26 protein-coding genes are annotated in these 21983 nt (G+C 66.4%); 21 read left to right on the top strand and 5 right to left on the bottom strand.

Annotated features, from left to right (window positions below; translation table 11 throughout):
• The first annotated feature begins 92 nt into the window (after nt 1–92).
• From sucB to HNO80_RS04535, 3 genes are all read left to right on the top strand, one after another.
• Complete coding sequence (gene sucB / locus HNO80_RS04545; RefSeq protein WP_175321651.1) at nt 93–1835, top strand: 2-oxoglutarate dehydrogenase, E2 component, dihydrolipoamide succinyltransferase; 1743 nt, start codon at nt 93–95, stop codon at nt 1833–1835.
• 96 nt (nt 1836–1931) lie between these two features.
• Nucleotides 1932–2282, top strand: coding sequence for a hypothetical protein (locus tag HNO80_RS04540; protein WP_175321650.1), 351 nt, complete (start codon nt 1932–1934; stop codon nt 2280–2282).
• 264 nt (nt 2283–2546) lie between these two features.
• Nucleotides 2547–2975, top strand: coding sequence for an OsmC family protein (locus tag HNO80_RS04535; RefSeq protein ID WP_175321649.1), 429 nt, complete (start codon nt 2547–2549; stop codon nt 2973–2975).
• Nucleotides 2976–3046: 71 nt separating this feature from the next.
• Here the strand turns inward: HNO80_RS04535 and HNO80_RS04530 are convergent, their stop codons facing one another.
• The gene (locus tag HNO80_RS04530; protein WP_175321648.1) at nt 3047–6613 is read right to left on the bottom strand and encodes a S41 family peptidase; all 3567 of its coding nucleotides are present in this window, start codon (nt 6611–6613) and stop codon (nt 3047–3049) included.
• A gap of 74 nt (nt 6614–6687) precedes the next feature.
• Between HNO80_RS04530 and HNO80_RS04525 the strand changes: the two genes are divergently transcribed.
• Nucleotides 6688–7581, top strand: coding sequence for a TIGR01777 family oxidoreductase (locus HNO80_RS04525; RefSeq protein ID WP_175321647.1), 894 nt, complete (start codon nt 6688–6690; stop codon nt 7579–7581).
• Between the two features lie 24 nt (nt 7582–7605).
• Here HNO80_RS04525 and HNO80_RS04520 read toward each other — a convergent pair whose 3' ends face one another.
• The gene (locus HNO80_RS04520; protein WP_175321646.1) at nt 7606–9327 is read right to left on the bottom strand and encodes a serine/threonine-protein kinase; all 1722 of its coding nucleotides are present in this window, start codon (nt 9325–9327) and stop codon (nt 7606–7608) included.
• Nucleotides 9328–9434: 107 nt separating this feature from the next.
• On the opposite strand from HNO80_RS04520, the gene lipB reads away from it, so the two are divergent.
• From lipB to HNO80_RS04500, 4 genes are all read left to right on the top strand, one after another.
• A complete protein-coding gene (gene lipB / locus HNO80_RS04515; protein WP_175321645.1) occupies nt 9435–10103 on the top strand; it encodes a lipoyl(octanoyl) transferase LipB in 669 nt (222 codons plus the stop codon).
• The gene (gene lipA / locus HNO80_RS04510) at nt 10100–11107 is read left to right on the top strand and encodes a lipoyl synthase (RefSeq protein WP_175321644.1); all 1008 of its coding nucleotides are present in this window, start codon (nt 10100–10102) and stop codon (nt 11105–11107) included. Before lipB ends, lipA begins: the two co-directional genes overlap by 4 nt.
• Before the next feature lie 90 nt (nt 11108–11197).
• Entirely contained in the window at nt 11198–11959 is a 762-nt protein-coding gene (locus tag HNO80_RS04505) for a DUF4191 domain-containing protein (protein ID WP_175321643.1), read from the top strand.
• 168 nt (nt 11960–12127) lie between these two features.
• A complete protein-coding gene (locus HNO80_RS04500; protein WP_175321642.1) occupies nt 12128–12490 on the top strand; it encodes a DUF3817 domain-containing protein in 363 nt (120 codons plus the stop codon).
• Nucleotides 12491–12511: 21 nt separating this feature from the next.
• Here the strand turns inward: HNO80_RS04500 and HNO80_RS04495 are convergent, their stop codons facing one another.
• Entirely contained in the window at nt 12512–12949 is a 438-nt protein-coding gene (locus HNO80_RS04495) for an RDD family protein (protein WP_175321641.1), read from the bottom strand.
• Nucleotides 12950–13246: 297 nt separating this feature from the next.
• On the opposite strand from HNO80_RS04495, the gene glnA reads away from it, so the two are divergent.
• Nucleotides 13247–14671: a type I glutamate--ammonia ligase gene (gene glnA, locus HNO80_RS04490; RefSeq protein ID WP_138769611.1), complete on the top strand. Its 1425-nt coding sequence runs from the start codon at nt 13247–13249 to the stop codon at nt 14669–14671.
• Between the two features lie 5 nt (nt 14672–14676).
• Here the strand turns inward: glnA and HNO80_RS04485 are convergent, their stop codons facing one another.
• The gene (locus HNO80_RS04485; protein WP_175321640.1) at nt 14677–15756 is read right to left on the bottom strand and encodes a tyrosine-type recombinase/integrase; all 1080 of its coding nucleotides are present in this window, start codon (nt 15754–15756) and stop codon (nt 14677–14679) included.
• The gene (locus tag HNO80_RS04480) at nt 15731–16267 is read right to left on the bottom strand and encodes a helix-turn-helix domain-containing protein (protein WP_175321639.1); all 537 of its coding nucleotides are present in this window, start codon (nt 16265–16267) and stop codon (nt 15731–15733) included. Before HNO80_RS04480 ends, HNO80_RS04485 begins: the two co-directional genes overlap by 26 nt.
• A gap of 115 nt (nt 16268–16382) precedes the next feature.
• On the opposite strand from HNO80_RS04480, the gene HNO80_RS04475 reads away from it, so the two are divergent.
• The 12 genes from HNO80_RS04475 (at nt 16383) to HNO80_RS04425 (ending at nt 21956) form a co-directional block, all read left to right on the top strand.
• Nucleotides 16383–16571 (top strand): helix-turn-helix transcriptional regulator, encoded by a 189-nt coding sequence (locus HNO80_RS04475; RefSeq protein ID WP_175321638.1) that lies wholly within the window; start codon nt 16383–16385, stop codon nt 16569–16571.
• A gap of 132 nt (nt 16572–16703) precedes the next feature.
• Nucleotides 16704–17036 (top strand): hypothetical protein, encoded by a 333-nt coding sequence (locus HNO80_RS04470; protein ID WP_175321637.1) that lies wholly within the window; start codon nt 16704–16706, stop codon nt 17034–17036.
• An 87-nt stretch (nt 17037–17123) separates the two neighbouring features.
• Nucleotides 17124–17405 carry a hypothetical protein gene (locus HNO80_RS04465; RefSeq protein WP_175321636.1) on the top strand — a complete coding sequence of 94 codons (282 nt, stop codon included), beginning with the start codon at nt 17124–17126 and terminating at the stop codon, nt 17403–17405.
• Nucleotides 17402–18508, top strand: coding sequence for an AAA family ATPase (locus tag HNO80_RS04460; protein ID WP_175321635.1), 1107 nt, complete (start codon nt 17402–17404; stop codon nt 18506–18508). The genes HNO80_RS04465 and HNO80_RS04460 overlap by 4 nt, the downstream gene beginning before the upstream one ends.
• Nucleotides 18505–18708 carry a hypothetical protein gene (locus HNO80_RS04455; protein WP_175321634.1) on the top strand — a complete coding sequence of 68 codons (204 nt, stop codon included), beginning with the start codon at nt 18505–18507 and terminating at the stop codon, nt 18706–18708. The genes HNO80_RS04460 and HNO80_RS04455 overlap by 4 nt, the downstream gene beginning before the upstream one ends.
• Nucleotides 18708–18881: a hypothetical protein gene (locus HNO80_RS04450; protein WP_175321633.1), complete on the top strand. Its 174-nt coding sequence runs from the start codon at nt 18708–18710 to the stop codon at nt 18879–18881. The genes HNO80_RS04455 and HNO80_RS04450 overlap by 1 nt, the downstream gene beginning before the upstream one ends.
• The gene (locus HNO80_RS04445; RefSeq protein ID WP_175321632.1) at nt 18878–19873 is read left to right on the top strand and encodes a hypothetical protein; all 996 of its coding nucleotides are present in this window, start codon (nt 18878–18880) and stop codon (nt 19871–19873) included. The genes HNO80_RS04450 and HNO80_RS04445 overlap by 4 nt, the downstream gene beginning before the upstream one ends.
• Entirely contained in the window at nt 19870–20103 is a 234-nt protein-coding gene (locus tag HNO80_RS04440; RefSeq protein WP_175321631.1) for a hypothetical protein, read from the top strand. The genes HNO80_RS04445 and HNO80_RS04440 overlap by 4 nt, the downstream gene beginning before the upstream one ends.
• Complete coding sequence (locus tag HNO80_RS04435; RefSeq protein WP_175321630.1) at nt 20100–20300, top strand: hypothetical protein; 201 nt, start codon at nt 20100–20102, stop codon at nt 20298–20300. The genes HNO80_RS04440 and HNO80_RS04435 overlap by 4 nt, the downstream gene beginning before the upstream one ends.
• On the top strand, nt 20300–21109 hold the full coding sequence (locus tag HNO80_RS04430; RefSeq protein WP_175321629.1) for a hypothetical protein: 810 nt from the start codon (nt 20300–20302) through the stop codon (nt 21107–21109). The genes HNO80_RS04435 and HNO80_RS04430 overlap by 1 nt, the downstream gene beginning before the upstream one ends.
• 240 nt (nt 21110–21349) lie before the next feature.
• A complete protein-coding gene (locus tag HNO80_RS18185) occupies nt 21350–21712 on the top strand; it encodes a phage terminase small subunit (protein ID WP_502707805.1) in 363 nt (120 codons plus the stop codon).
• On the top strand, nt 21705–21956 hold the full coding sequence (locus HNO80_RS04425; RefSeq protein ID WP_175321628.1) for a hypothetical protein: 252 nt from the start codon (nt 21705–21707) through the stop codon (nt 21954–21956). The genes HNO80_RS18185 and HNO80_RS04425 overlap by 8 nt, the downstream gene beginning before the upstream one ends.
• Nucleotides 21957–21983: the final 27 nt, after the last annotated feature.

The following is a 21983-nucleotide window of genomic DNA, read 5'->3' as shown; positions in this document are numbered from 1 at the left end:
TTAGTGCACCCGGCCCGAAAAACCGGGTGCACTAAGCTCGAACAAGGCAGCAACCATCCGCACTAAAGATCAATAAGGAGAACGGGGACGACATGTCTGAATCCGTTAACTTGCCCGCCCTCGGTGAGAGCGTCACCGAAGGAACCGTCACCCGCTGGCTCAAGCAGGTCGGTGACCGGGTAGAGGTGGACGAGCCCCTGCTCGAAGTTTCCACCGACAAAGTAGACACCGAGATCCCCTCTCCGATCGCCGGCGTGATCGAGGAAATCCTCGTCGCCGAAGACGAGACCGCTGAAGTCGGAGCACCTCTGGTCCGCATCGGCGACGGCTCGGGTTCCGGCTCGGCCGAGGCTGCCGCTCCGGCCGCCGAGGAAGCGCCGGCCGAATCGCCGTCCGCTGCCGAGGCCCCGGCCCCCGAAGCTGAAACCCCCGCCCCGGCCGCCGAGGCTGCCGCTCCGGCACCCGCCGCGGAGGCCGCGCCTGCCGGCGAAGGCCACGAGGTCACGCTCCCCGCCCTGGGCGAGAGCGTCACCGAAGGTACCGTCACCCGCTGGCTCAAGAGCATCGGTGACACCGTCGAGGTGGACGAGCCGCTGCTGGAAGTTTCGACGGACAAGGTCGACACCGAGATCCCGTCGCCGGTCGCCGGCACGCTGCAGGAAATCCGCGTCGCCGAGGACGAAACGGCCGAGGTCGGTTCCGTCCTCGCCGTGATCGGCTCCGGCGCTGCCGCACCGGCCGCCGCCCCGGCTCCGGCGGAAGCTCCCAAGCAGGAAGCCCCCAAGCAGGAGGCGCCGGCTCCGGCCGCGGCACCCGCTCCGGCCGCAGCACCCAAGCGGGAAGCCCCCAAGCAGGAGGCCCCGAAGCAGGCAGCTGCCCCCGCCGCAGCTGCCGCTCCTGCCGAGTCCGGCTACGTCACTCCCCTGGTCCGCAAGCTCGCCAACCAGCAGGGCGTGGACATCTCCTCGCTGACCGGCACCGGCGTCGGCGGCCGGATCCGCAAGCAGGACGTGCTGGCCGCAGCCGAGGCCAAGGCAGCCCCGGCGGCCGCAGCTTCAGCGCCGGCCGCGTCTTCCGCAGCCCCGGCAGCAGCATCTGCTGCGGTCTCCTCGCTGCGCGGCACCGTGCAGAAGGCCCCGCGGATCCGCCAGGTCATCGCCCGCCGCATGCGCGAGTCGCTGGATATCTCCACCCAGCTGACCCAGGTGCACGAGGTGGACATGACCAAGGTCGCCAAGCTGCGCGCCAAGGCCAAGAACTCCTTCCAGGCGCAGAACGGCTCCAAGCTGACCTTCCTGCCCTTCATCGCCAAGGCCGTCGCCGAAGCCCTGAAGCAGCACCCGAAGGTCAACGCCTCCTACGACGAGGACAAGCAGGAGATCACCTACCACAACGCCGAGCACCTGGCGATTGCGGTGGACACCGACAAGGGCCTGCTGGTTCCGGTCATTGCCGACGCCGGCAACCTGAACCTGGCCGGTCTGGCCGGCAAGATCGCCGACGTCGCGGACCGCACCCGCAACGGCAAGATCGGTCCGGACGAGCTCTCCGGCGGAACCTTCAGCATCACCAACATCGGTTCCGTGGGTGCCCTCTTCGACACCCCGATCATCAACCAGCCGCAGGTCGCCATCCTCGGCACCGGCGCCATCGTCAAGCGCGCCGTCGTGGTCTCCGATGAGAACGGCGACGACTCGATCGCCATCCGTTCGATGATGTACCTCTCGCTGACGTACGACCACCGCCTGGTGGACGGTGCCGACGCAGGACGCTTCCTGCAGACGCTGAAGGCACGCCTTGAAGAAGGCGCGTTCGAAGCTGACCTCGGCCTCTAGCAGCTAGCTCATCCAATCGGGTGAGAGAAGGGCACCTCCCCGTAAGGGAAGGTGCCCTTCGCTATTTGTGGACACTTTGTCGCTAAGCTAGGTGCCATGAACATCGTCTATAACATCATGGTTTTCCTGCACATCATCGGCGCCGCCATGATCGTGGGTATCTGGATCGCCCAGATGAAGAAGCCCACCGTGCACCCGCGCCAGTTCGACGGCGCCGCCCTCCAGCTCATCACCGGCATCGTGATGATGGGGCTCATCCCGGCCCTGAACATGGACGCCAACTACGCCAAGCTCGGCATCAAATTTGTGATCGCCGCCGTGGTGGCCGTGCTCGCGTTCATCGGCAGCCGCAAGTATAAGAAGGATGAGCCGGTCAGCAAGGGCCTCGCCCACAGCGTCGGCGGCCTCGCCCTGCTCAACGTGGCCATCGCCACCCTCTGGCAGTAGGCACCCCAACCGCAGCGACGGCGGCGTACCCCACCCGGGGTGCGCCGCCGTCGTCGTTAACCGCGAGGGCGCCAACCGCGAGGGCGCCGCCCCGGGCTGCGTGCGGGTAATAGACCGGCAGGCGGCACCGAAGCGGGGGATGTCCAGACGAATTCACTGACAGCGGACACCGGGTGCGGCGGCCGGACCGAGTCCCTAGGATGGGACACGGCAGGATCCGCTTACCTGGCCGGATCGCTGACTCAACGACGCTGAGGAGTGGACATGGCAACAACACGCACCGCACACACGGTATGGAACGGCGACCTGATGTCGGGGGCCGGCAACACCAGCCTGGACAGCTCCGGGCTCGGCAACTTCGACGTCACCTGGAAGGCCCGCGCCGAAGCGGCCGAGGGGAAGACCAGCCCGGAAGAACTGATCGCCGCCGCGCACTCCGCATGTTTCTCGATGGCATTCAGCCACGCCCTGGCGCAGGCCGGCCACACGCCGGAGGAAGTCAACACCAAGGCCGACGTCACTTTCGAGCCCGGCACCGGCATCACCGGCAGCCACCTCACCTTGAACGCCCGGGTGCCCGGCATCTCCGAAGACGAGTTCCAGCGCATCGCCGAGGACGCCAAGACCGGCTGCCCGGTCTCGGCTGCCCTGACCGGCATCAAGATCACCCTGGACGCCACGCTGGCCGCCTAGCAGCCGGCAACCCCTGACACACGAAGGCCCCCGCCCCGGATTGTCCGGAGCGGGGGCCTTCGCCGTGTGCGCTAGTTGCCCTGCCGGCGGGCCGGCAACGGGGCTGGCCGCACCGTGCGGTAGCCCTCGCGGAGCGGCGGGCGGTCGGTGGGAAGCTCCTGGATCATTTCCTTGAGCGCGCCGATGCCGTATTCGAGCTGCGGGTCCGCCCCGGCCGCGTAAGCGTGCGGCGGGAAGGAAACCTCGATGTCGGGGGCAACACCGTAGTTTTCGACGCCCCAACCGACGCCGCCGGTGAACCAGGTGGCGTAGCGCGGCTGGGTGACCCCGGTGCCGTCCGCCAGGGCGAACCGGTTGTCGATACCGACGACGCCGCCCCAGGTCCGGGTGCCGATGACCGGTCCGATCCCGCGCAGCTTGGAGACCTGGGTGATGATGTCGCCGTCGGAGCCGGCAAACTCATCGGCAAGGATGATGACCGGGCCGCGCGGCGCGTGGTGCGGATAAGTGCGCGGACGCTCGCCGCGGGGCATGCTCCAGCCGGTCACCTTGCGGCCGATCAGCTCCGCCACGAGCTGCGAGGTGTGGCCACCGCGGTTGCGGCGGACATCCACGATCAGGCCGTCGAGGGAGGTCTCGGTATCCAGGTCGCGGTGCAGCTGCGCCCAGCCGTTGGCCATCATGTCCGGGATGTGCAGGTAGCCAAAGGTGCCCTGCGAGGCTTCCCGCACGGTGCGGCGGTTGGACGCGACCCATTCCTGGTAGCGCAGCCGTTCCTCGTCCTTGACCGGCACGACGGCGACGCGGCGCTGCTTCCCTGCCCGGGCGCCGTGGCCGGCACCGTTGCGCAGGGTCAGTTCCACGGCGCGGCCGGCGGCTCCGGCCAGCTGCACGGCCGGCGTCAGCGACGCCGAGAGCTCGACGCCGTCGATTGCCAGCAGCACATCCCCGGGCCGTGCGTCCACGCCCGGCCGGGTCAGCGGCGAGGTGGCCAGCGGGTCCGAGGACTCCCCGGCCAGGATGCGGGTGATTTCCCAGCCCTCGCCGGTAAACGCGAGGTCGGCGCCGAGGCGGCCCTGGCCGTTGCTGCCGTTCTCCGTCACCAGGGCGGGGCGGACGTAGGCGTGGGAGGTTCCCAGCTCGCCGTGCAGTTCCCAGAGCAGGTCCACGAGGTCATCGTGGGAGCCGAGCCGGTCCACGATCGGCCGGTAGCGGGCGTGCACCGAATCCCAGTCCTGACCGGCCATGTCCGCGGTCCAGAAGAAGTCGCGCTGCAGGCGCCAGGCCTCGTCGAAGGCCTGGCCCCAGACGCTGACCGGGTCCAGCCGGACCCGGATGCGGTTCAGATCCACCTTGACCAGTTGGCCGGATTCCTCGTCGGCCTTCGATGCCGCGGGCGAGACGCGGATCTGCTTGTCCTGGACCAGGACGACCTTTTCGCCGTCGCCGGTGAGCCGGTAGCTGTCCAGCGCGTCGACGATCGTGGTGGCGCGGCGCTTGGCCAGATCGAAGCGGACCAGGCTCGGGGCGGCGTTCTTGTCCTCCAGGCTGGCCCGGCCGTCACCGGTCACGCCGGCCAGCTCGTGGTCAAGCCAGAGCAGCGCGCCTGCGGTGGCGGCAAGGTCCGAGTAGTTGCCCTGCGGGACCGGGACGCTGATGACGCGGTGCGCCAGGCCCTCGGCGTCGACCCTGACCGGCGCGGCGGTTTCGGCTGCTTTTTCGGTTGCTTCGCGGGAGTCCTCCGTGTCTTCGGGGAGTGCGACGCTCGGCCCGAACGGGGACGGCGTGTCGGCTGCCAGGGCCACGAGGTAGGGCTTGATCGGGCTCGGGAAGGACAGGTCGAAGGAGTGCCCGTCGTACACCGGGTCGAAGCTGCGGTTGGACAGGAAGGCCAGGAACTTGCCGTCCGGGGTGAACGCCGGCGACTCGTCCCGGAAGCGGCCGTCGGTAACGTCGATGATCGCAGGCTTATCCGCGCCGGACCCGGCGGGCATTCCCGTTGCTGCCCGCTCGATCCGGGCCAGCCGCAGCCGGGTCCGGGAGCCGAAGGAGGTGACCGGCTCGGCCCAGCCCAGCCACGCCGAGTCCGGAGACCAGCTGAAACCGTCGATGCTGCCCTCGCCGATGCTGCTCAGCAGCGACAGGGCGCCGGTGCGGGTGTCCGCGAGGAAGATATCGCCGAAGGAGGTGCCGACGGCGATCCAGTTGCCGTCCGGGCTGGCCTCCATCGCGCTGGCCCGGCTGGGCTTCGGGAAGTCGATCCGGGTCGGCCGTCCGCTGTCGGCTTGCTCCGGCGCGGATCCGGCGCCCGAAGAGGCGCTACCGGAGGCGGCATCCGCGGCGGCGGCCGGCACCGGCACGGCCTCGGCAGCGCCGACGACGGCGGTCGCCGGAGCGGCGTCGGGACGGGTGAGGGCAGCGGCGGAGACTGGCCGCGGCAGCGGAGTCCCGCCGTCGGCGTCCTGCTCGGCCGTGGCGACGGCAGCCGGTGCGGGGGCGTGCGCCTGGTTGCCGGATCCGTGGCTACCGGATCCGTGGCCGCCGTGCACGGGCGCGGCGATCGGCTTGAGGTAGAGCGCCTCGGCGCCCTCGTGGTCCGCGATGTAGGCGATCCGGCCGGCGCCGAAGGGGCGCGGCAGTCGTGCCCGGACACCCGGCGTCGCCTCGAGAATGCGCGACGGACCGTCCTTGTGCCGCAGCCAGTGCAGGGTGCCGTGGGCTTCCACGGCGCTGGAGTCGCCGGTGTGGTCCGGGATGACGTCGCCAAGGTGGCGGGAGGGCTTCAGCGCCGACGAGCGCCGGGCCTGCGAGGCGGAGCCCAGCGTGATGTCGAGCTTGACCGCGTCGGCGTCGAGACCGGCCAGCAGCCAGAGTTCGCCTGCGGACTCGAAGACCACCCGTTCGCCGTCGGTGGCCGCGTGCCGGACGTAGAAGTCCTCGTGGTCCGTGTGGCGGCGGAGGTCCGTGCCGTTGGGCAGCACCGAGTACAGGTTGCCGTAGCCCTCGTGGTCGGAGAGGAAGGTGATCCGGCCCCGGACCCACATCGGGTCGGTGAGGTTGCCGTCGAGTTCGGGCGCGAGCCGCTCGAACTCGCCGTTGCCGTCCGCGTCGATCCACAACTTGCCGGCGGCGCCGCCGCGGTACCGCTTCCACCAAGCCGGTTCACGGGACAGCACACTGGCCAGCACCACGGGCCGTTCATCCCCGACGACGGTGCCGTAAGCCACGGACTCGACCGGTCCGTACGGCAGCTCCTCGGCCCAGCCGCCGTCGACGGGCAGGCTGTAGGCGTGCGTGAGGCGGCTGTCTGCCTGCCGGAAGGCACTCGTGACCACCACGTCGCCGTCCGGGGTGAAGCCCTTGACCTTGGTGGAGCTGTGGCCGAAGTAGCTGAGCTGGCGGTATCCGCCGCCGTCGACGTCCGCCGTGACAACCTCCGGGGAGGTCCCCTGGACGACCGTCCAGACCAGGCGCTTTCCGTCCGGGGTGAACCGCGGGTTGCGGGCCGGCAGCTGCAGCGAGGAGACCCGCCAGGCGCGGCCTCCGTCGAGGGGCGCGATCCAGACGTCGTCCTCGGCCACGAAGGTGACCAGATCGCCATGCAGATGCGGGAAACGGAGGTAGCTCGAAGAGGTCATCGTTCGATCATAGTCAAAACCTCCCCTGGCCCCGGGGAGGTTTCCCTGCCGTGCCGGGCATGGTGAGATGGATCATGCGAATCCTTGTAGCAGGCGCCTCCGGGCTGATCGGAACCGCCCTTTCCAGCACGCTGCGCGACAGCGGGCACGACGTCGCCAGCCTGGTCCGGCGCCCGCCCGCCTCGCCCGCCGAGTTCCAGTGGGATCCCGCCGCGGGACGCATCGACGACACGGCCCTCAAGGGTGCGGACGCCGTAATCAACCTCTCCGGCGCCGGGATCGGCGACCGGCCGTGGACGCGGGGACGGATCAACGAGCTCAGCGCCTCGCGGCTGGGCCCGACGCGGACCCTGACGACGGCGATGCGCCGGATGGACAACCCGCCGCCGGTCTTCCTGAGCCAGTCCGCCTCCGGTTACTACGGAAATGCCGGCCAAGCGGTGCTGCGCGAGAACGCCCCGGCGGGCAGCGGGGTGCTGGCCCGGATCTGCGCCGACTGGGAGGCCGCGGCACAGGAGGCGCCGGCCGGGGTCCGTGTGGTCACGGCCCGCACCGGCGTCGTCCTAAGCCGCAGCGGGGGCGCCCTCGGCCGGCTCCTGCCGCTGCTGCGCCTGGGCGTGGGCGGCCCGCTGGGCAACGGCCGGCAGTACTGGCCGTGGATCACGCTTCCGGACGTAGCCGGCGCCTTCAACTTCCTGCTCACCGCCCCGCTTGCCGGACCGGTCAACGTCTGCGCCCCGGAGAGCGCGGACGTGAACTCGTTGATCTCCCGGCTGGCCGAATCACTCCACCGGCCGGCTCTGATGCGGGTACCGGCGCCCGTACTGCGCCTCGTGATGGGCCAACTGGCCAACGAGTTGCTGCTCGCCAGCCAGCGGATGGAACCGGCTGCCCTGGCGGGGGCCGGATTCCAGTGGCAGCACCCCTCGCTGGCCCAGGCCACGGCCTGGGTGGCGGCCCGAAGCTAACCGGCGCCCCGGGACACCCCCCACCTAACCCGCGGCGCGAAGGACCTCCTGGATCCGCCATTTGCCGTCCACCGGCACCAGCACCAGGCGAAGCCGCTGTTGCGGGACGGCCGCAGCCTCGGCCACCACCGCCCCCGCGGCGTCGCGCTCCCGGTACGACGGCGAGGCCACGCTGAGCGAGAGCACGGCCCGTGCGGCCGTGCTCTCCGACTGCCGTTTCACCAGGCTCACGCGGGCTTCGAAACCGTCGAGGACGTGACCGGACTCCGCCAGCCGGGAACCGACGTCGGCGTCTGCAGCCGCGGCAGGCGACGCCGGGGCATTCACCTGTTCCAGGAGCCCGAGGTTCCCCGTGCTGAAGGCGTAGGAACGGAGGCCCGCGAGGCCGCGCACCGCGTCTTCGGGCCGTGGCGCGGCTAGCAGTTCCTGCAGAGCCGCCGGCACGGCTCCGGCAGGCGCGGCCTGCGGATCGGCAGCAGCCCCGGTGACCGGTACCGCTGCCGGTCCGGACTGCGCTGGAGGTCCGGACAGCGGCCGGACCTCCGGGGCCCATTCCCCCACCGCCAGCCTCCCGGCAAGCAGCAACGTCCCGAAGACGCCTGCCGCCGTGAAGAGCACGGCCGTCACGAGCACCGCAAGCGCACCCCGGATGCCCCCGCGCCGGACTCCCAGCTGAACCCCCAGCCGGGCGCCCGGGCGGCGGCGCGCCGGCAGGGACGCGTGCCGCGCGCTTGGTCCGGTCGGGGGTTGCGGCGCCACCCGGCGCCGCCAGCCCCGCAGCCGCGCCGTCCGCCGTTCCCGGGCGCCGGCGGGAAGGGAGCGTCGGGTCAGCAGCTGCGGCAGCACGGTCGAATGCACCGAAACGGAAAGATCCACGGGCGACGCCGGGGCACTGCGGAAAATCGCCTCGGCCAGCTCCGCGGCGGACGGCCGCCGGCGTCGGTCACTGCACAATCCCGCCTCGAGCGCGTCCGCGAGCTCCGCCGGAACGGCAGGGACCAGCAGCGGCAGCGGCGGACGCTGGGGTTCCGGGTCCGGCGCCCGGCCGGTGAGGCAAAACCAGCCCAGCGCCGCCACGGAGTAGACGTCTCGTTCAGGCTGCAGCCCGGCCCGGACGGCATCCACCGGGGCCGGGTCACGGAACCCGTCCGTGCCGGCGCCGGAGGCATCCCGCGGCTCCGCCAGCATCCGCCCCACCCCGAGGTCGGCCAGCAGCGGCTTGCCCTGGGCAGTGAACAGCACGTTGCCCGGTGACACGTCACCGTGGGTGAAACCGTTCCGGTGCAGATACGCCAGCGCCTGCGCGATCGGGGTCAGCACCGTTACGGCTTCCCCCGGCACCAGGCTGCCCCGGGCCGCAAGGAGCTCGGCCAGCGAGCCGCCGGCGGCGTAGTCGAGCACGAGCCCCAGCCCGGGGCCGCCGCGGGTCCCGTAACTCACCCGCACCACGGCGTGCGCCTTGATGAGGTGCTCATGGTCAAGGGCGGAGAGGATCCGCACCTCACGCCGCACGGCTTCCTCGGCATCCACCGCCCGCCGTCGTTCCCGCTGCGGCTCCCCCGGCGGCCCGACGGCGTTGAAGCACTTCAGCGCCACGTCACGCCGCGTCACGTGGTCAGTGGCGAGCCAGACGGCAGCGGTGCCGCCGCGGCCCAGCAGCCGCCCGACGTCGTACCCGGAAACCTCCGGGACCGGTGCGGGATCGGAAGCGGAATCAGGGGACGCGGACCGTTCGTAATCATCCATGGTTCAGGAATAGCGGATCTTCGGCTTCACTGCAGGAGTTATCCACAGGCATGAGAGCTTCACCACAGAATCGGTGGGCGGGACGGCCGAGGACTAAGCTGGATGCCATGACTCTTGAGTTCTCCCAGCTGGGTCTCGCTCCCGACTTCGTCGACTACACCCGCGGCTGGGACATCCAGCGCGAACTCCACGAGAAAGTCGTCGCCGGAGCCGCACCCAGCACCGTTCTGCTGCTCGAACATTCCCCGGTCTACACCGCAGGTAAACGCACCGAGGACCACGAACGCCCCTTCGACGGGACCCCCGTGGTGCCCGTGGACCGCGGCGGCAAGCTGACCTGGCATGGCCCCGGCCAGCTGGTGGGCTATCCCATCATCAAGCTGAAGAACCCGGCCGGCATCCGTGACTACGTCGAACGACTTGAAGCCGTCATCATCGCTGTCCTGGCCGACTACGGCATCGACGCCGTCCGGATCAAGGGCCGTGCCGGCGTCTGGATCGAGCAGGATGAGAAGGGCCCGGCGCGCAAGATTGCCGCGATCGGCATCCGGGTCCACGAGGGCGTGACCATGCACGGCTTCGCCATCAACTGCAACAACGACCTCGCCCCCTACGGCCAGATCATCGCCTGCGGTATCACCGACGCCGGCGTCACCACGATCGCGCAGGAGACCGGCCGGGATGTCACCCCGGCAGACCTCGTGTCGCGGATCACCGAGGAACTGCGCAACAATGAAGAAGCCCTAGTTGCAACCCACGAAGGAGCCCTACTGTGACACTGGCACCAGAAGGCCGGAAGATGCTGCGTATTGAGCAGCGCAATGCGGCCACCCCGGTGGAACGGAAGCCCGAGTGGATCAAGGCCAAGGTCCAGATGGGCCCGGAGTTCGTCCAGCTCAAGAACCTCGTCAAGAAGGAAGGCCTCCACACCGTCTGTGAAGAGGCCGGCTGCCCCAACATCTTCGAATGCTGGGAAGACAAGGAAGCGACCTTCCTGATCGGCGGCTCCGAGTGCACCAGGCGCTGCGACTTCTGCCAGATCGACACCGGCAAGCCCTCCCCCGTGGACATGTTCGAGCCCACCAAGGTGGCCCGCTCGGTCCAGTCCATGCAGCTGCGCTACGCCACCGTCACCGGCGTGGCCCGCGACGACCTCGCCGACGAGGGCGTCTGGCTCTACGCCGAGACGGTCCGCAAGATCCACGAGCTGAACCCGGGCACCGGCGTCGAACTCCTGATCCCCGACTTCTCCGGCAAGCCCGAGCACATCGAGGCGATCTGCGACTCCAAGCCCGAGGTGTTCGCGCACAACGTCGAGACCGTCCCCCGGATCTTCAAGCGGATCCGTCCCGCGTTCCGTTACGAGCGGTCCCTGGACGTCATCACCCAGGGCCGCAAGCTGGGCATGGTCACGAAGTCCAACCTGATCCTGGGCATGGGCGAGACCCGCGAGGAGATCTCCGAGGCACTGCGCGACCTGCACGAGGCCGGCTGCGACCTGATCACCATCACCCAGTACCTGCGCCCGTCCGAACGCCACCTTCCGGTGGACCGCTGGGTCAAGCCGCAGGAGTTCGTGGACCTGCAGCAGGAAGCCGACGAGATCGGTTTCCTCGGCGTGATGAGCGGACCGCTGGTGCGTTCCTCCTACCGCGCCGGCCGGCTCTGGGCCACCGCGATGCGCAAGAAGGGCTGGGAAATCCCGGCCGAGCTGGCGCACATCGAAAGCTCCGGCAGCACCCGCCAGGAAGCCAGTTCGCTGCTCGCGGCGCACTCCTGACAAACACCGCACACCATTGCCGCCCAGGGCCGGCACCGGAGCAGTCCGGTGTCCGGCCCTGAGCCGTGCATCACGTAGAATTAAGGCACTATGGCGAATTTCCCTGACTCCAGCACGTCCACTTCTTCAGCCGATGAGCCGAAGCGTGGCCTTTTTTCCCGCAAGCCCAAGGAAGCCAAGGCCAAGAAGCCGAGCCGGCTGAAGCAGATCAGGGAAGTCTTCCAGATGACCCGCCGCCACGATCCGATGGTCCCGTGGCTCATGCTGCTGGCGTTCCTCGGCGTCGTCGCGGTCAGCTTCCTGGTCGGGTTCCTGCTGGATAACTGGATCACCGGCCTCATCATCGGCATTCCGCTGGGCATCCTGGCCGCCACCCTGATCCTGTCCCGCCGCGCGGAGCGCGCAGCGTTCGCCCAGATTGAGAACCAGCCGGGCGCCTCGGGCGCCGCACTGGGCACCCTGCGCCGCGGCTGGATCACCGAGGACCAGCCGGTCGCCGTCAACCCGCGCACCCAGGACGCCGTCTTCCGTGCCATCGGACGCCCCGGCGTCGTGCTGGTCAGCGAGGGCCCCAGCCACCGGGTCAAGCCACTGCTCGACGGCGAACGCAAGCGCCTCGCCCGCATCCTGCCCAACGTCACCATCCACGTGATCGAGAGCGGCCGGGGCGAGGGCCAGGTGCCGATCAGCCAGGTCGCCAAGAAGATGGGCAAGATGAAGAACGAACTGACCAAGACCGAGGTCAGCACCGTTTCGAAGCGCATCTCCTCGCTCGGCAACCGGCTGCCGATCCCCAAGGGAATCGACCCTTACAAGGCCCGCCCGGATCGCAAGGCGGCCCGCGGCCGCTAGGCCGGCCCGTTGGCCACAGCTTTTCCGGGGCGCCCCGGTTGCCGGCATCTTGCCGGGAGCCGGGGCGGTTCACTTTAACCCCCTGCGTTATCCCCTACGACCGACCGTACGACGCCGGTGCCGGCCGCAGCGCGCGGCACCGCCACGACCGAATCCGGAGACTACCTCATGAAACTTCCCTCTAAGACCGCCGTGATCAGGATCTTCCGGATTCTGGCCGTCGCCGAAGCCTTCAGCTGGGCGGCACTGCTGGTGGGAATGTTCCTCAAGTGGGTGCTCCGGACCACCGAACTGGGCGTGGAGCTGGCGGGACCGGTCCACGGGGCGTTCTTCATCGGCTACGGCCTGGCCGCCCTGGCGCTGTGGCGGCTGCAGCGCTGGCCGTTCCGGGTGGCGCTGTTCGCCGGGCTCTCCGCGGTCCTGCCGTTCACCACCATCTGGTTCGAACGCTGGGCCGGCCGGCGCGGCTATCTGGCACCCCGGGGCGGCGCGGCAGAGCCGGTCCGCGCGCAGGAGTCGGCGCGGGTCTAGGTCGGCTGCAGGCGGCAGCGGCTACCTCCGGACGAGTACCGTGTTCATGGCCTTGTCGTGCAGACCGCGGTGGTCCGGGTCGAAGATGACGGCGGGGATCACGAGGCAGAGCAGCACGCTCCGGACCAGGGCCGGGAGCGGGCCCGCCGGGCCGCCGCCAAGCCGGACGACGTGGATGCCCATGATCCGGTGCCCGATGCTGTAGCCCAGCGTTCCGACCAGCAGGGCCTGTTCGACGGCGAACACCGCCAGCGTGGCCCAGGAGTTCCCGCCAAAAGCGAAGTTGCTGATCAACAGGGCGATCCCCCAGTCGATACAGATGGCCAGGATCCGCCGGCCCGCGCGGGCAATCGAGCCCGGGCCGGACTCGGGCAGGCCCAGCCGCTCCCCCGGGTACTTGGAGATGCCGGACGTGTCCGGTCCGCTGAGCCACGAGCCTATGTCTTTGCGATCAACCACCCCCCAAGCCTATCGGCTCCCGCGCGGCCCGCCGGCTGTTCACCATCTGGACCTTGGGCGGTCACAGAGCGGACCCGGATAGGCCACACTGTGGACAGCGACTAGCTTTAACACGTCAGTGCATTCTGTAACCTGCCCGAAACAAAGCGGACACCGTGGGGAAATCCCGTGTCCTTAGGGTGGTAACAGTTGCTAGCGGCACCGTAGGCGGGGTGAACACTGCGTTTTCCCCGCCGTCGGACTGCGCTGGACCACACGGCCTGACGGCCAGATCTTTCATATGCGTAAGGAGCATAGATGTTCAAGACTGCGGACGAAGTCCTCAAGTTCATCAAAGACGAAGACATCAAATTCGTTGATATCCGCTTCACCGACCTCCCGGGCGTTCAGCAGCACTTCAACGTCCCCGCCAAGAGTGTTGACGCGGACTTCTTCGTCAACGGCCAGCTTTTCGACGGATCGTCGATCCGCGGCTTCCAGGGCATCGCCGAGTCGGACATGCAGCTCATCCCGGACGTCACGACGGCGTTCGTTGACACCTTCCGCATCGAGAAGACGCTCGCGCTGAACTTCTCCATCGTGAACCCGCGTACGGGCGACCCGTACCACCGCGATCCCCGCGGCGTGGCCGAGAAGGCCGAGGCCTACCTGGCCTCCACCGGCATCGCCGACACCGCGTTCTTCGCCCCCGAGGCCGAGTTCTTCGTCTTCGACAACGTCCAGTACCAGTCCTCCCCGCAGGGCAGCTTCTACAAGATCGACTCCGAGGAAGCCCACTGGAACACCGGCCGCGAGGAAGAGGGCGGAAACCTCGGCTACAAGACCCCGGTCAAGGGCGGTTACTTCCCGGTCTCCCCGACCGACAAGCAGGCCGACCTGCGCGACGCCATGTGCATCGCGCTCGATGAGGCCGGCCTTGAGGTCGAGCGCAGCCACCACGAGGTCGGTTCCGCCGGCCAGGCTGAGATCAACTACAAGTTCACCACCCTGACCCACGCGGCCGATGACCTGCAGAAGTTCAAGTACGTCATCAAGAACACCGCCGATGCCTGGGGCAAGTCGGTTACCTTCATGCCGAAGCCGGTCTTCGGTGACAACGGTTCGGGCATGCACTGCCACCAGTCGCTGTGGAACGGCGGCGAGCCGCTGTTCTACGACGAGAAGGGCTACGCCGGCCTGTCCGACACCGCCCGCTGGTACATCGGCGGCCTGCTGAAGCACTCCTCCGCCGTCCTGGCCTTCACCAACCCGACGGTGAACTCCTACCGCCGCCTGGTCAAGGGCTTCGAAGCTCCGGTCAACATGGTCTACTCGCAGGGCAACCGCTCCGCCGGTATCCGCATCCCGATCACGGGCTCGAACCCGAAGGCCAAGCGCATCGAATTCCGCGCTCCGGACCCCTCCTCCAACCCGTACCTGGCCTTCGCGGCCCAGCTGATGGCCGGCATCGACGGCATCCGCAACCGCATCGAACCGCCCGCGCCGATCGACAAGGACCTCTACGAGCTCCCCGCCGAGGAAGCCAAGGACATCCCCAAGGCCCCGGGCACGCTCGAGGAAGCCCTGGAAGCCCTGGCCGAGGACAACGAGTTCCTGCAGGCCGGCGGCGTCTTCACCCAGGACCTGATCGACACCTGGATCGAGTACAAGTACGAGAACGAGATCCGCCCGCTCTCGCTGCGCCCGAACCCGTACGAGTTCGAGCTCTACTACGGCGTCTAGCTAGATCACAGGGCTAAACGAGGTTTAGTCCGCAGAGAGTCCGCACGAGCTGCCAGCACTTCCGCAACGGCAGCTCGTGCGGACTCTTCTTTGTCTGGCCACATATGCCCGTAGACATCGAGTGTCGTCTTAGCTGACGCGTGGCGCAGGGACTTTTGAACCACCTTCACGTCCAGGCCTTTGGATATCAACAGCGAGGCGAAGTAGTGCCGGAGGTCATGGAATCGGAAGCCTTCCGGGAGCCCCTCAACGACTTCCCGAGCTTCCCTGAAGCGGAATTCAAGACGGTGCGGTGAGATTGACCGGCCCCACTCTGTAGTGACCAGCGTTTCACTCCCCCATTTGGCGTGATTCTTGGAGAGTTCCAGGCACAGGTCTTGCGGGATCGGGATGGGATTTTTTGATTCTTCTGTCTTCAACTCCATGCCCGGATACTGGATTGCGGGCGTGATAATCCCCCGCATGAAGTCCACGTCTGACACGCGAAGAGCGACGGCCTCTGCGACCCTCAGACCCGCAAACGCAGCCAGGAGCACCGCCGGCCGCAGGCCCTCGGGCATGGCGTCATGGAGGCCCCATACCTGCTCAGTCGTCGCGACATAGGCCCGCTGCCTGCCAGCCTTGGGCGCGGTGCGCCGGCTGAGGGGCGACTTCGGCAACAGGCCATCATGCACTGCATCGGCGAACAACTGCCCCAGTCTCGAATGAAGTGCGTACACCGTTGAATCAGCCAAGCCCTCTGCACTGAGCTTCGCCGTCCACGACTTCACCTCGGATGGACGCACGCTCTTCAGCATTCGATCACCAAAGGCCTCGTTGATCCTCTTCAGGTGCGTCTTCGCCTGCCGGACCGTAGACGGCCTGTTGTTCTCATAGCCCTTCAGCCACACCTCAGACCATTCGCGAACGGTCGCCTGTGCTGCTTTTGGGTCAACATATGAGCCGGTGACGATGGTTGCTGTAACTTCATCTAGCCACCGCTGCGCGTCTATCTTCCGGCTGAAGTGCCGGGCGTGTTCTTTGCCCGCGTGGTCCCTGTAACGGGCGCGCCAGGAGCCGTTACCCCTCTTCTGAATGCTCGCCATCTGAATCCTCCATCACATCGCCAACGATTGACTGCACCGTCCATGCGCGCATATGGCTGGCCTGGACCACAAACTCCGCAACCGTCTCCCACAGCCCCAGGCGCTCCCATTCCTCTTGGGGGATCGTCTCCACCTCATCAATCAGAACCTTCATGTCACTCTTGAGTCGGTTGATCGAGTCAACTTCCCGCCATATGCGAGTCCTCGCTAGGCGCATGAATGCAATTGCCGTGGCCAACCCTTCGAGAATTTCGGACTCGGGAGCTGGGGCCATCATCAGTCCCACCTGGCTTTCCAATACCTTCGCGAGCGCCCGCGCTTCCGCGAGCCTGACGGGACGTTGCCCCTTCTCGATGCGACTGATGGTTGTTTGATGGAATCCGTCCCACCCTTCGTCGGACATGCGGCGGGCAAGCTCCCCTTGCGACCATCCCTTGGCTTCGCGTAGGCGCTGGACGTTCTCCACGAACTGAGCTTCTTCTGCTTGGTGGACCTTCTGCTGTTCCGTCATTCCACAACCATAAACCATGCTGTTGCACTTATCCCAACAATCGTGCATAGTTGAAGTAGGCCGAAATGATGTGGCCACAACAACAAAACGGTTTAGCTCGAAGGGGGGGGACGAAATGACACAACAGATGACCTTGCTGACGCTGACCGAAGCAGCCGCCAAGCTTCGGAAGTCGCCGGCGTCGATCCGGTGGATGATTCACAACGGCACAGCGCCCAAGTCGGCACTAATCGGCGGACGAAGAATGTTCCGTGAAGCTGACATCGATTTCTACATCAGTCAGGCCTTCGGGGACGCCGCTTAGTTCGTCCTGTCGCCCACGGCTCCCAAACATCCAGGCATGAAAAAACGGTTCCGAACATTGGCAATTTGCGCTGCCTAAATTCAGAACCGTCTACAGAACTACCCACAACTACGAAGATAGGTCTCAAAACTAATGCTTTCTACCAATGTACTCGACAATCACGCACGTGTCACGGCTTTCGCGGAGTGGCTGGACCGTTTCGATGGACGGACCCACGTCACGGCAGCGGATCTAGAGCGATTCCGCTCCGAGGTCGATCACCCCCGCTACGCAAAAACGGTCCTGCACCTGGCCCGAGCCGGCAAGCTTCGCCCGAAGGTCCTGGCCGATGCCGCCCTCACCGCATGGCTGAAGGCTGACAACCCCCGGAGGGTCATGCTCGTCTCGTCATGGGCGGAACTCTTCCGACTCAGCTACCTGGCCGACCACGAACTGCACGAGGTTTTCGAAGAGACCCTGATCTGACAGTCCTAGCGGCGCCCCGGCATGAGCACCCGGGGCGCCACACGGAATCAACACACACCACACACCACGGCCCCTAGGACACCTTTCATGCTCATCCACCCGGTACTGAACATCGACCTCGATGACTTCGCGACTGAATCCCCCATAGGGCACGACCTGAACCTCTATGAGCTGGACCGGCAACTGTTTTCAATGCTGCCGGCTGTGCCTTTCGGGGCTCACGTCATCCTCACGGTCCATAGATTCCGACCATTCCCGGAATTCTGGCGGCTTCTCCGCAAAGACCTGAAAGTCCAGATCATGTCCAAGGATCCTTGGACCCTCGCCGATTGGCAGTCCGCCCTTGCTGAGGAGGAAGACGCCGCATGAGTGAAATCCCTGACTACTTCCGCGCTGACGCGTACGACGATGAGAACCCCTCGAAGTTGAAGGGATCCTTCACGGGCTCATGGCTGCTGGAGCAAGTATTTCCACAACTCGTCTACGTCGTTGACGGCATCATTCCGGAAGGCCTGACCCTCCTGGTCGCGGCTCCCAAGATCGGCAAGTCCTGGCTCGTATTGGGGATTGCCATCGCAATCAGCACCGGCCAGAGAGTCTTGGGCTGCGTCACCACCAAAGCCGCCCCCGTGTTGTACCTGGCCCTCGAAGACGGACCAAGGCGCCTCCAATCCAGGCTGGTGACCCTCGGAGTTACCAGCCTCAGCGGGAACCTGACGTTCATGACCGACGTTCCCCGCGGCGACATGGTCGCGACAATCCGCGAGTTCATGGAACTCCACCCCGGCAAGAACCCTGTAGTCATCCTCGACACGCTCGGCAAAGCCATGCCGTCAGCAACGGGCGGGGAAACCCAATACGACAGGGACTACCGCGTCATGGGGGCGCTAAAGAAGCTCGCTGACGACAACCCCGGATCCAGCGTCATCATCGTCCACCACACAAGGAAGATGGACGGCGCGGACTTCCTAGATGCTGTCAGCGGCACTCAGGGTATCGCTGGAGCGGCTGACACGATCCTGTTGCTGAAGCGTTCACGCCACGAGACGCAGGCGCAGCTTCAGGTCACTAGCCGAGATGCCGCAGAGGGTGAATACATCCTGGAACAGGCCGGCACAGGCAAATGGATACTCGCTGGCGGCTCCCGTGCCGAGGCTGCTAAGGCCGCAATGGACGCGCGGACTACGGACGGAGTGAACGACCGCATGGCCGAGGTGATCGCCCAAGTGAATAAGTACCCCGAAGGGACCAAGGCCAAAGACGTAGCGACGCTGCTTCACCTGGACGATTCCCAGACTCGCGTTTACCTCCGCAGGGCAGTAGATGCGGGCCGAATCTCGAATCCGTCGAGAGGGCTGTATGCCCCTGTTACAAGTGTTACAAGTGTTACTTCCCTCTTGGATGAGGACGAAGAAAGTTACACAAGTAACACATGTAACACCCCCTCCGAATGGGGAGGGGAAGCGGCGTGACCGACGCCGAGAAGATCGCCGCCCTTTCCCAGCAGGTCACCTACTGGCGGAACCAGGCCGCCACGTTGAATCAGCTACTGCAAGCCAGCCGCAACATACCTGAAAAGCACTACGGGAAAACCACCCTTCACCGGGATCCCACAGGCAACCAGGCTGCCGCAGCCGTCGATAAAGAACGCAAGAACAGGAAGGCAGCCTAATGGCTTACGACTACAGCGAAAAAACCCTCGAACGCTGGGACTTCTCAGCCCAAGCCGAAACCTACCGGCTGAAGTTCCTGCACCAGCAGCAGGAAACAAACCACTGGAAATGCCGCGCCACCGTCGCGGAGACGCAACTTGCCATGTACCAGGCGCGGGAGGCCCAGAAATGACCGAAGCCTGCAACACCGCCCCGCCGGCACCGGCATCAGGGAACCCCTGCCAGGAATGCCCGTTTCGCAAGTCCAATGCTGGCAGGGAGCACCCGACCAACGGTTACAAAGACGACAACTTCACAAAAGACTGGCGAGAAATTGCGCACGGAAGTTTCTTCGCCTGCCACGTCTTCGCCCCGGACCTCCACCCCTACAGCCCAGAGGCGAAAGCCGCCGGCTACGTGGCACCCGTCGAAACGGGAGCACGGCCCGAGTGCGCAGGCGCCGCCATTGCCATCCAAAGCGAACTGGACGCTGCAAAGGAGTACGGCAGCCACGGCGACTACATCAAAGACAGGCCCGCGGGTCTAACCCGCAAGGCGTTCCGGATCCTCGAAGCCCGCAGGCACGGCACCCTCCAACCAGCGTTCAAAGTCCCGGCACGGTTCAGCCCCGACGCCATCCGAGACCCCAACCAGGACGTAGACACCAGCAACCCGGCATGGGTATTCGGCGCCGAAGGACTCAGCGCCCTCCTAACAGTCGCGGACGCCATCACCGGCACCGCGTGCGCCTGCCCCGTCTGCACAGACCACGGAACCGTACATCCGGCCCAAACCATCGAAACAACGCCCGGCGGCACGGCCCTCGTGGACGCACCACTAGCCGCCCTACTGGACACCATGAACCGCCAAGGAATCCGCACCACGGACTCCTGCCAGAACCTCCGCGAAGCCGTCACAGCCCTGTGGCCCGAACGCCTGCCAACCCTCACAGCGGAACCCACAGGCACGGTCAACTACGGGCAGATCACCAGATCAGGAAGCGCGTTCATCCGAATGCACGCAACCAACCCGGCGGAACAGCGATTCATCAGGACCACGCAGCACCTAGGCGAATGGCAGACCGCCGAAGGTATCGCGCAACTCTCATTCCCACTGCAAAACGTGCCAGCCCTGACCCGCGCAGCCGGCAGCGCCGAACCAACCAAGGACGCCCAGCCCCTATGAACAACGTATTCAAGTCGTACCCGGAACGGCACCTGCAAAACGTGGAAGGTTCACGGCTCAGCTACGCACGCGCCGGTATCTTCCAGCGGCCAGACGGCAAGGAAGAACCTGCGGTCGTCCTCTTTCGGGACCGGTTCTGCCTCGCCGTACTCACCGCAGAAGACGCCTATCGGATCGCAGATCAGATCATCGACGCCCTCGAAAACCCAGCAATAAGGAACACACCATGACCAAAGACCCGCTCCAGCGCCTACTCGAAAAGAAGCTAGGCATCCACATCCCGGAGCATGACCCGGACGAAACCAACGCCCGGCCCGTCGCCCTCAACAACGACGCAGCACTAGCCGCCATCGCCCTAAGCGGCGGCAACCAACTCGCGGACGCGCTCCGCCACGGACTCAACAACACCACCCAGGAGAACCACTAATGCCCGTTGCAGACCTCACCAACGAAATCGCCGCAGTCATCGCCGCCGGCGGATCCGTAACCTCCGAATACGAACGACTCGCCCAGCGCTGGCACGACTACATCGACGCCGACCGCACCGCAGCGGACAAACTCGCCGCCGCGTTCATCGGCACCGAACCCCTCGAACGGGTCCACGAACTCACCGGCCTGGCCCTCGCTGAACTCGCAGGCCCCAAGGAACGCGCCACAGTCCGCAACGACCTCGACGCCCAGCTCTACCCCATACTCAAAAACGAGTACGCCAAGACCGCCGCAGCAAACTACGACACCCTCCGCGGACAGTTCAACGCCACCGCCGCCGCGTTCACCAAAGCAGCAGCCACGGCAGACCCCGACACGGATGCGGGCACCCTGCTTCAAGCCGACGCCAAGACCCGGACCGCATGGCTGGACGCCGCCGTACACGCCCAGGAACTCACCGCACTGGTTCCCGTTCTCGCAGCCGCCGCGAAGCTAGCAGGGGCCCGCGTGATCACCAATGATGACCACCTGCCACTCACGGTCAACCCCGGCAGCGCCCACCGTCGCAGGGTTTGGGAGGCTTGGGCATCGAACGGCCGCGCCGGACGATGGGCAGCACTCGCCAAACTCGGTGCAACTATCCACGCCCCGGCCCTCGATGACATCAAGCCCTACCGTCAGCCGGCGCCGATGCAGATCAAGCAGGTGCCTGTTGCTTACGGCATCCAGCAGATCCCTTACGACCCCGAAGACGCGGACTACAAGCCGCAGCACGTCAGCGACTCAGCAATGGTCGTACACAAGTAACCAACGTGCACAGGTGACGCCCGCACCCTAGCAGCGGGCGTCACCACCCACCCCCGAAAGCTTTGAACCCTCTGCGGACTTTTTTCACCCCCCCGGCGGGACGATGCGAGGACGCCCCCTTCGCTGGGGTCCCGTGGGTACACCCACCCGGTGCGCCCGGGCCTAAACCAAGGGTGAACCGCCGGTGGGGGCTTCGCTTGGTTTTGTAAGCAGTTGGACTCAACAGAAGGGAGGCCGGCAGTGCCCGGTCCCAAAGCAAACCCCACTAAGCCGAACTCGCGGCATCGCAGTCCTGGCGTGCGTTCGGGGCTCATTGAATTGCCTGCGGAGGGCTGTGATTTACCAGTTCCGCAGCTCCCGAAGTCTGGGGAATGGTCCCCGGAAGACAAGAAATTGTGGCGAAACATCTGGAAAAGCCCCCAGGCGAACGAGTATGACGACTCCTTTGTGCCTGCCGTTGCGGCTTATGTCTGCCACGCGCGGGCTGTTTATGAGGGCACTGCATCCGCGTGGCAGGCGCAGGAAATGCGGCACTTAGGCGGGCAGCTAGGGCTTACTCCCGCCGGAATGTTGGCGCTCGGCTGGGTTGTCCGCCATGACTAGCCGACGCTTGGCACGACGGGACGCTATCGCCCCGATTGTGGAGATCTCCCAGGATCCGAACCGCGTAGTTCAGCAGTCGCTGGATTCACCGCGGGGCAAGGTCCGGGCCTGGTTCAAGGGCGGTGCGTGTTACCGCGTGCGGATCGCCGGGACAGTCTACGGCTGGGGTGAGGGCCCGTCGGTTTGGGCGTCCGTTCTGGACGGCAGCTTCAGGCCGCACGACTTCGGCAAACACAACTCATAACTGAATAGCAACACCGTAAGCAGCCCG

Source organism: Arthrobacter sp. C9C5 (assembly GCF_013359735.1).
In the GTDB taxonomy this organism is placed as follows: Bacteria; Actinomycetota; Actinomycetes; order Actinomycetales; family Micrococcaceae; genus Arthrobacter.
The sequence above is the reverse complement of the archived record's forward strand: the minus strand, read 5'-3'. Positions and strand labels throughout refer to the sequence as shown.

What these genes read in the sequence shown, in the direction of transcription:
- HNO80_RS04425 (WP_175321628.1), top strand. Translation starts at nt 21,705, where the DNA reads ATGACTAGCCGACGCTTGGCACGACGGGACGCTATCGCCCCGATTGTG.
- glnA (WP_138769611.1), top strand. Translation starts at nt 13,247, where the DNA reads ATGTTCAAGACTGCGGACGAAGTCCTCAAGTTCATCAAAGACGAAGAC.
- HNO80_RS04435 (WP_175321630.1), top strand. Translation starts at nt 20,100, where the DNA reads ATGACCAAAGACCCGCTCCAGCGCCTACTCGAAAAGAAGCTAGGCATC.
- HNO80_RS04540 (WP_175321650.1), top strand. Translation starts at nt 1,932, where the DNA reads ATGAACATCGTCTATAACATCATGGTTTTCCTGCACATCATCGGCGCC.
- lipB (WP_175321645.1), top strand. Translation starts at nt 9,435, where the DNA reads ATGACTCTTGAGTTCTCCCAGCTGGGTCTCGCTCCCGACTTCGTCGAC.
- HNO80_RS04430 (WP_175321629.1), top strand. Translation starts at nt 20,300, where the DNA reads ATGCCCGTTGCAGACCTCACCAACGAAATCGCCGCAGTCATCGCCGCC.
- HNO80_RS04470 (WP_175321637.1), top strand. Translation starts at nt 16,704, where the DNA reads ATGCTTTCTACCAATGTACTCGACAATCACGCACGTGTCACGGCTTTC.
- HNO80_RS04475 (WP_175321638.1), top strand. Translation starts at nt 16,383, where the DNA reads ATGACACAACAGATGACCTTGCTGACGCTGACCGAAGCAGCCGCCAAG.
- HNO80_RS04465 (WP_175321636.1), top strand. Translation starts at nt 17,124, where the DNA reads ATGCTCATCCACCCGGTACTGAACATCGACCTCGATGACTTCGCGACT.
- HNO80_RS04520 (WP_175321646.1), bottom strand. Translation starts at nt 9,327, where the DNA reads ATGGATGATTACGAACGGTCCGCGTCCCCTGATTCCGCTTCCGATCCC.
- HNO80_RS04485 (WP_175321640.1), bottom strand. Translation starts at nt 15,756, where the DNA reads ATGGCGAGCATTCAGAAGAGGGGTAACGGCTCCTGGCGCGCCCGTTAC.
- HNO80_RS04530 (WP_175321648.1), bottom strand. Translation starts at nt 6,613, where the DNA reads ATGACCTCTTCGAGCTACCTCCGTTTCCCGCATCTGCATGGCGATCTG.
- HNO80_RS04450 (WP_175321633.1), top strand. Translation starts at nt 18,708, where the DNA reads ATGGCTTACGACTACAGCGAAAAAACCCTCGAACGCTGGGACTTCTCA.
- HNO80_RS04480 (WP_175321639.1), bottom strand. Translation starts at nt 16,267, where the DNA reads ATGACGGAACAGCAGAAGGTCCACCAAGCAGAAGAAGCTCAGTTCGTG.
- HNO80_RS04500 (WP_175321642.1), top strand. Translation starts at nt 12,128, where the DNA reads ATGAAACTTCCCTCTAAGACCGCCGTGATCAGGATCTTCCGGATTCTG.
- sucB (WP_175321651.1), top strand. Translation starts at nt 93, where the DNA reads ATGTCTGAATCCGTTAACTTGCCCGCCCTCGGTGAGAGCGTCACCGAA.
- HNO80_RS04535 (WP_175321649.1), top strand. Translation starts at nt 2,547, where the DNA reads ATGGCAACAACACGCACCGCACACACGGTATGGAACGGCGACCTGATG.
- HNO80_RS04445 (WP_175321632.1), top strand. Translation starts at nt 18,878, where the DNA reads ATGACCGAAGCCTGCAACACCGCCCCGCCGGCACCGGCATCAGGGAAC.
- HNO80_RS04525 (WP_175321647.1), top strand. Translation starts at nt 6,688, where the DNA reads ATGCGAATCCTTGTAGCAGGCGCCTCCGGGCTGATCGGAACCGCCCTT.
- HNO80_RS04505 (WP_175321643.1), top strand. Translation starts at nt 11,198, where the DNA reads ATGGCGAATTTCCCTGACTCCAGCACGTCCACTTCTTCAGCCGATGAG.
- HNO80_RS04460 (WP_175321635.1), top strand. Translation starts at nt 17,402, where the DNA reads ATGAGTGAAATCCCTGACTACTTCCGCGCTGACGCGTACGACGATGAG.
- HNO80_RS04440 (WP_175321631.1), top strand. Translation starts at nt 19,870, where the DNA reads ATGAACAACGTATTCAAGTCGTACCCGGAACGGCACCTGCAAAACGTG.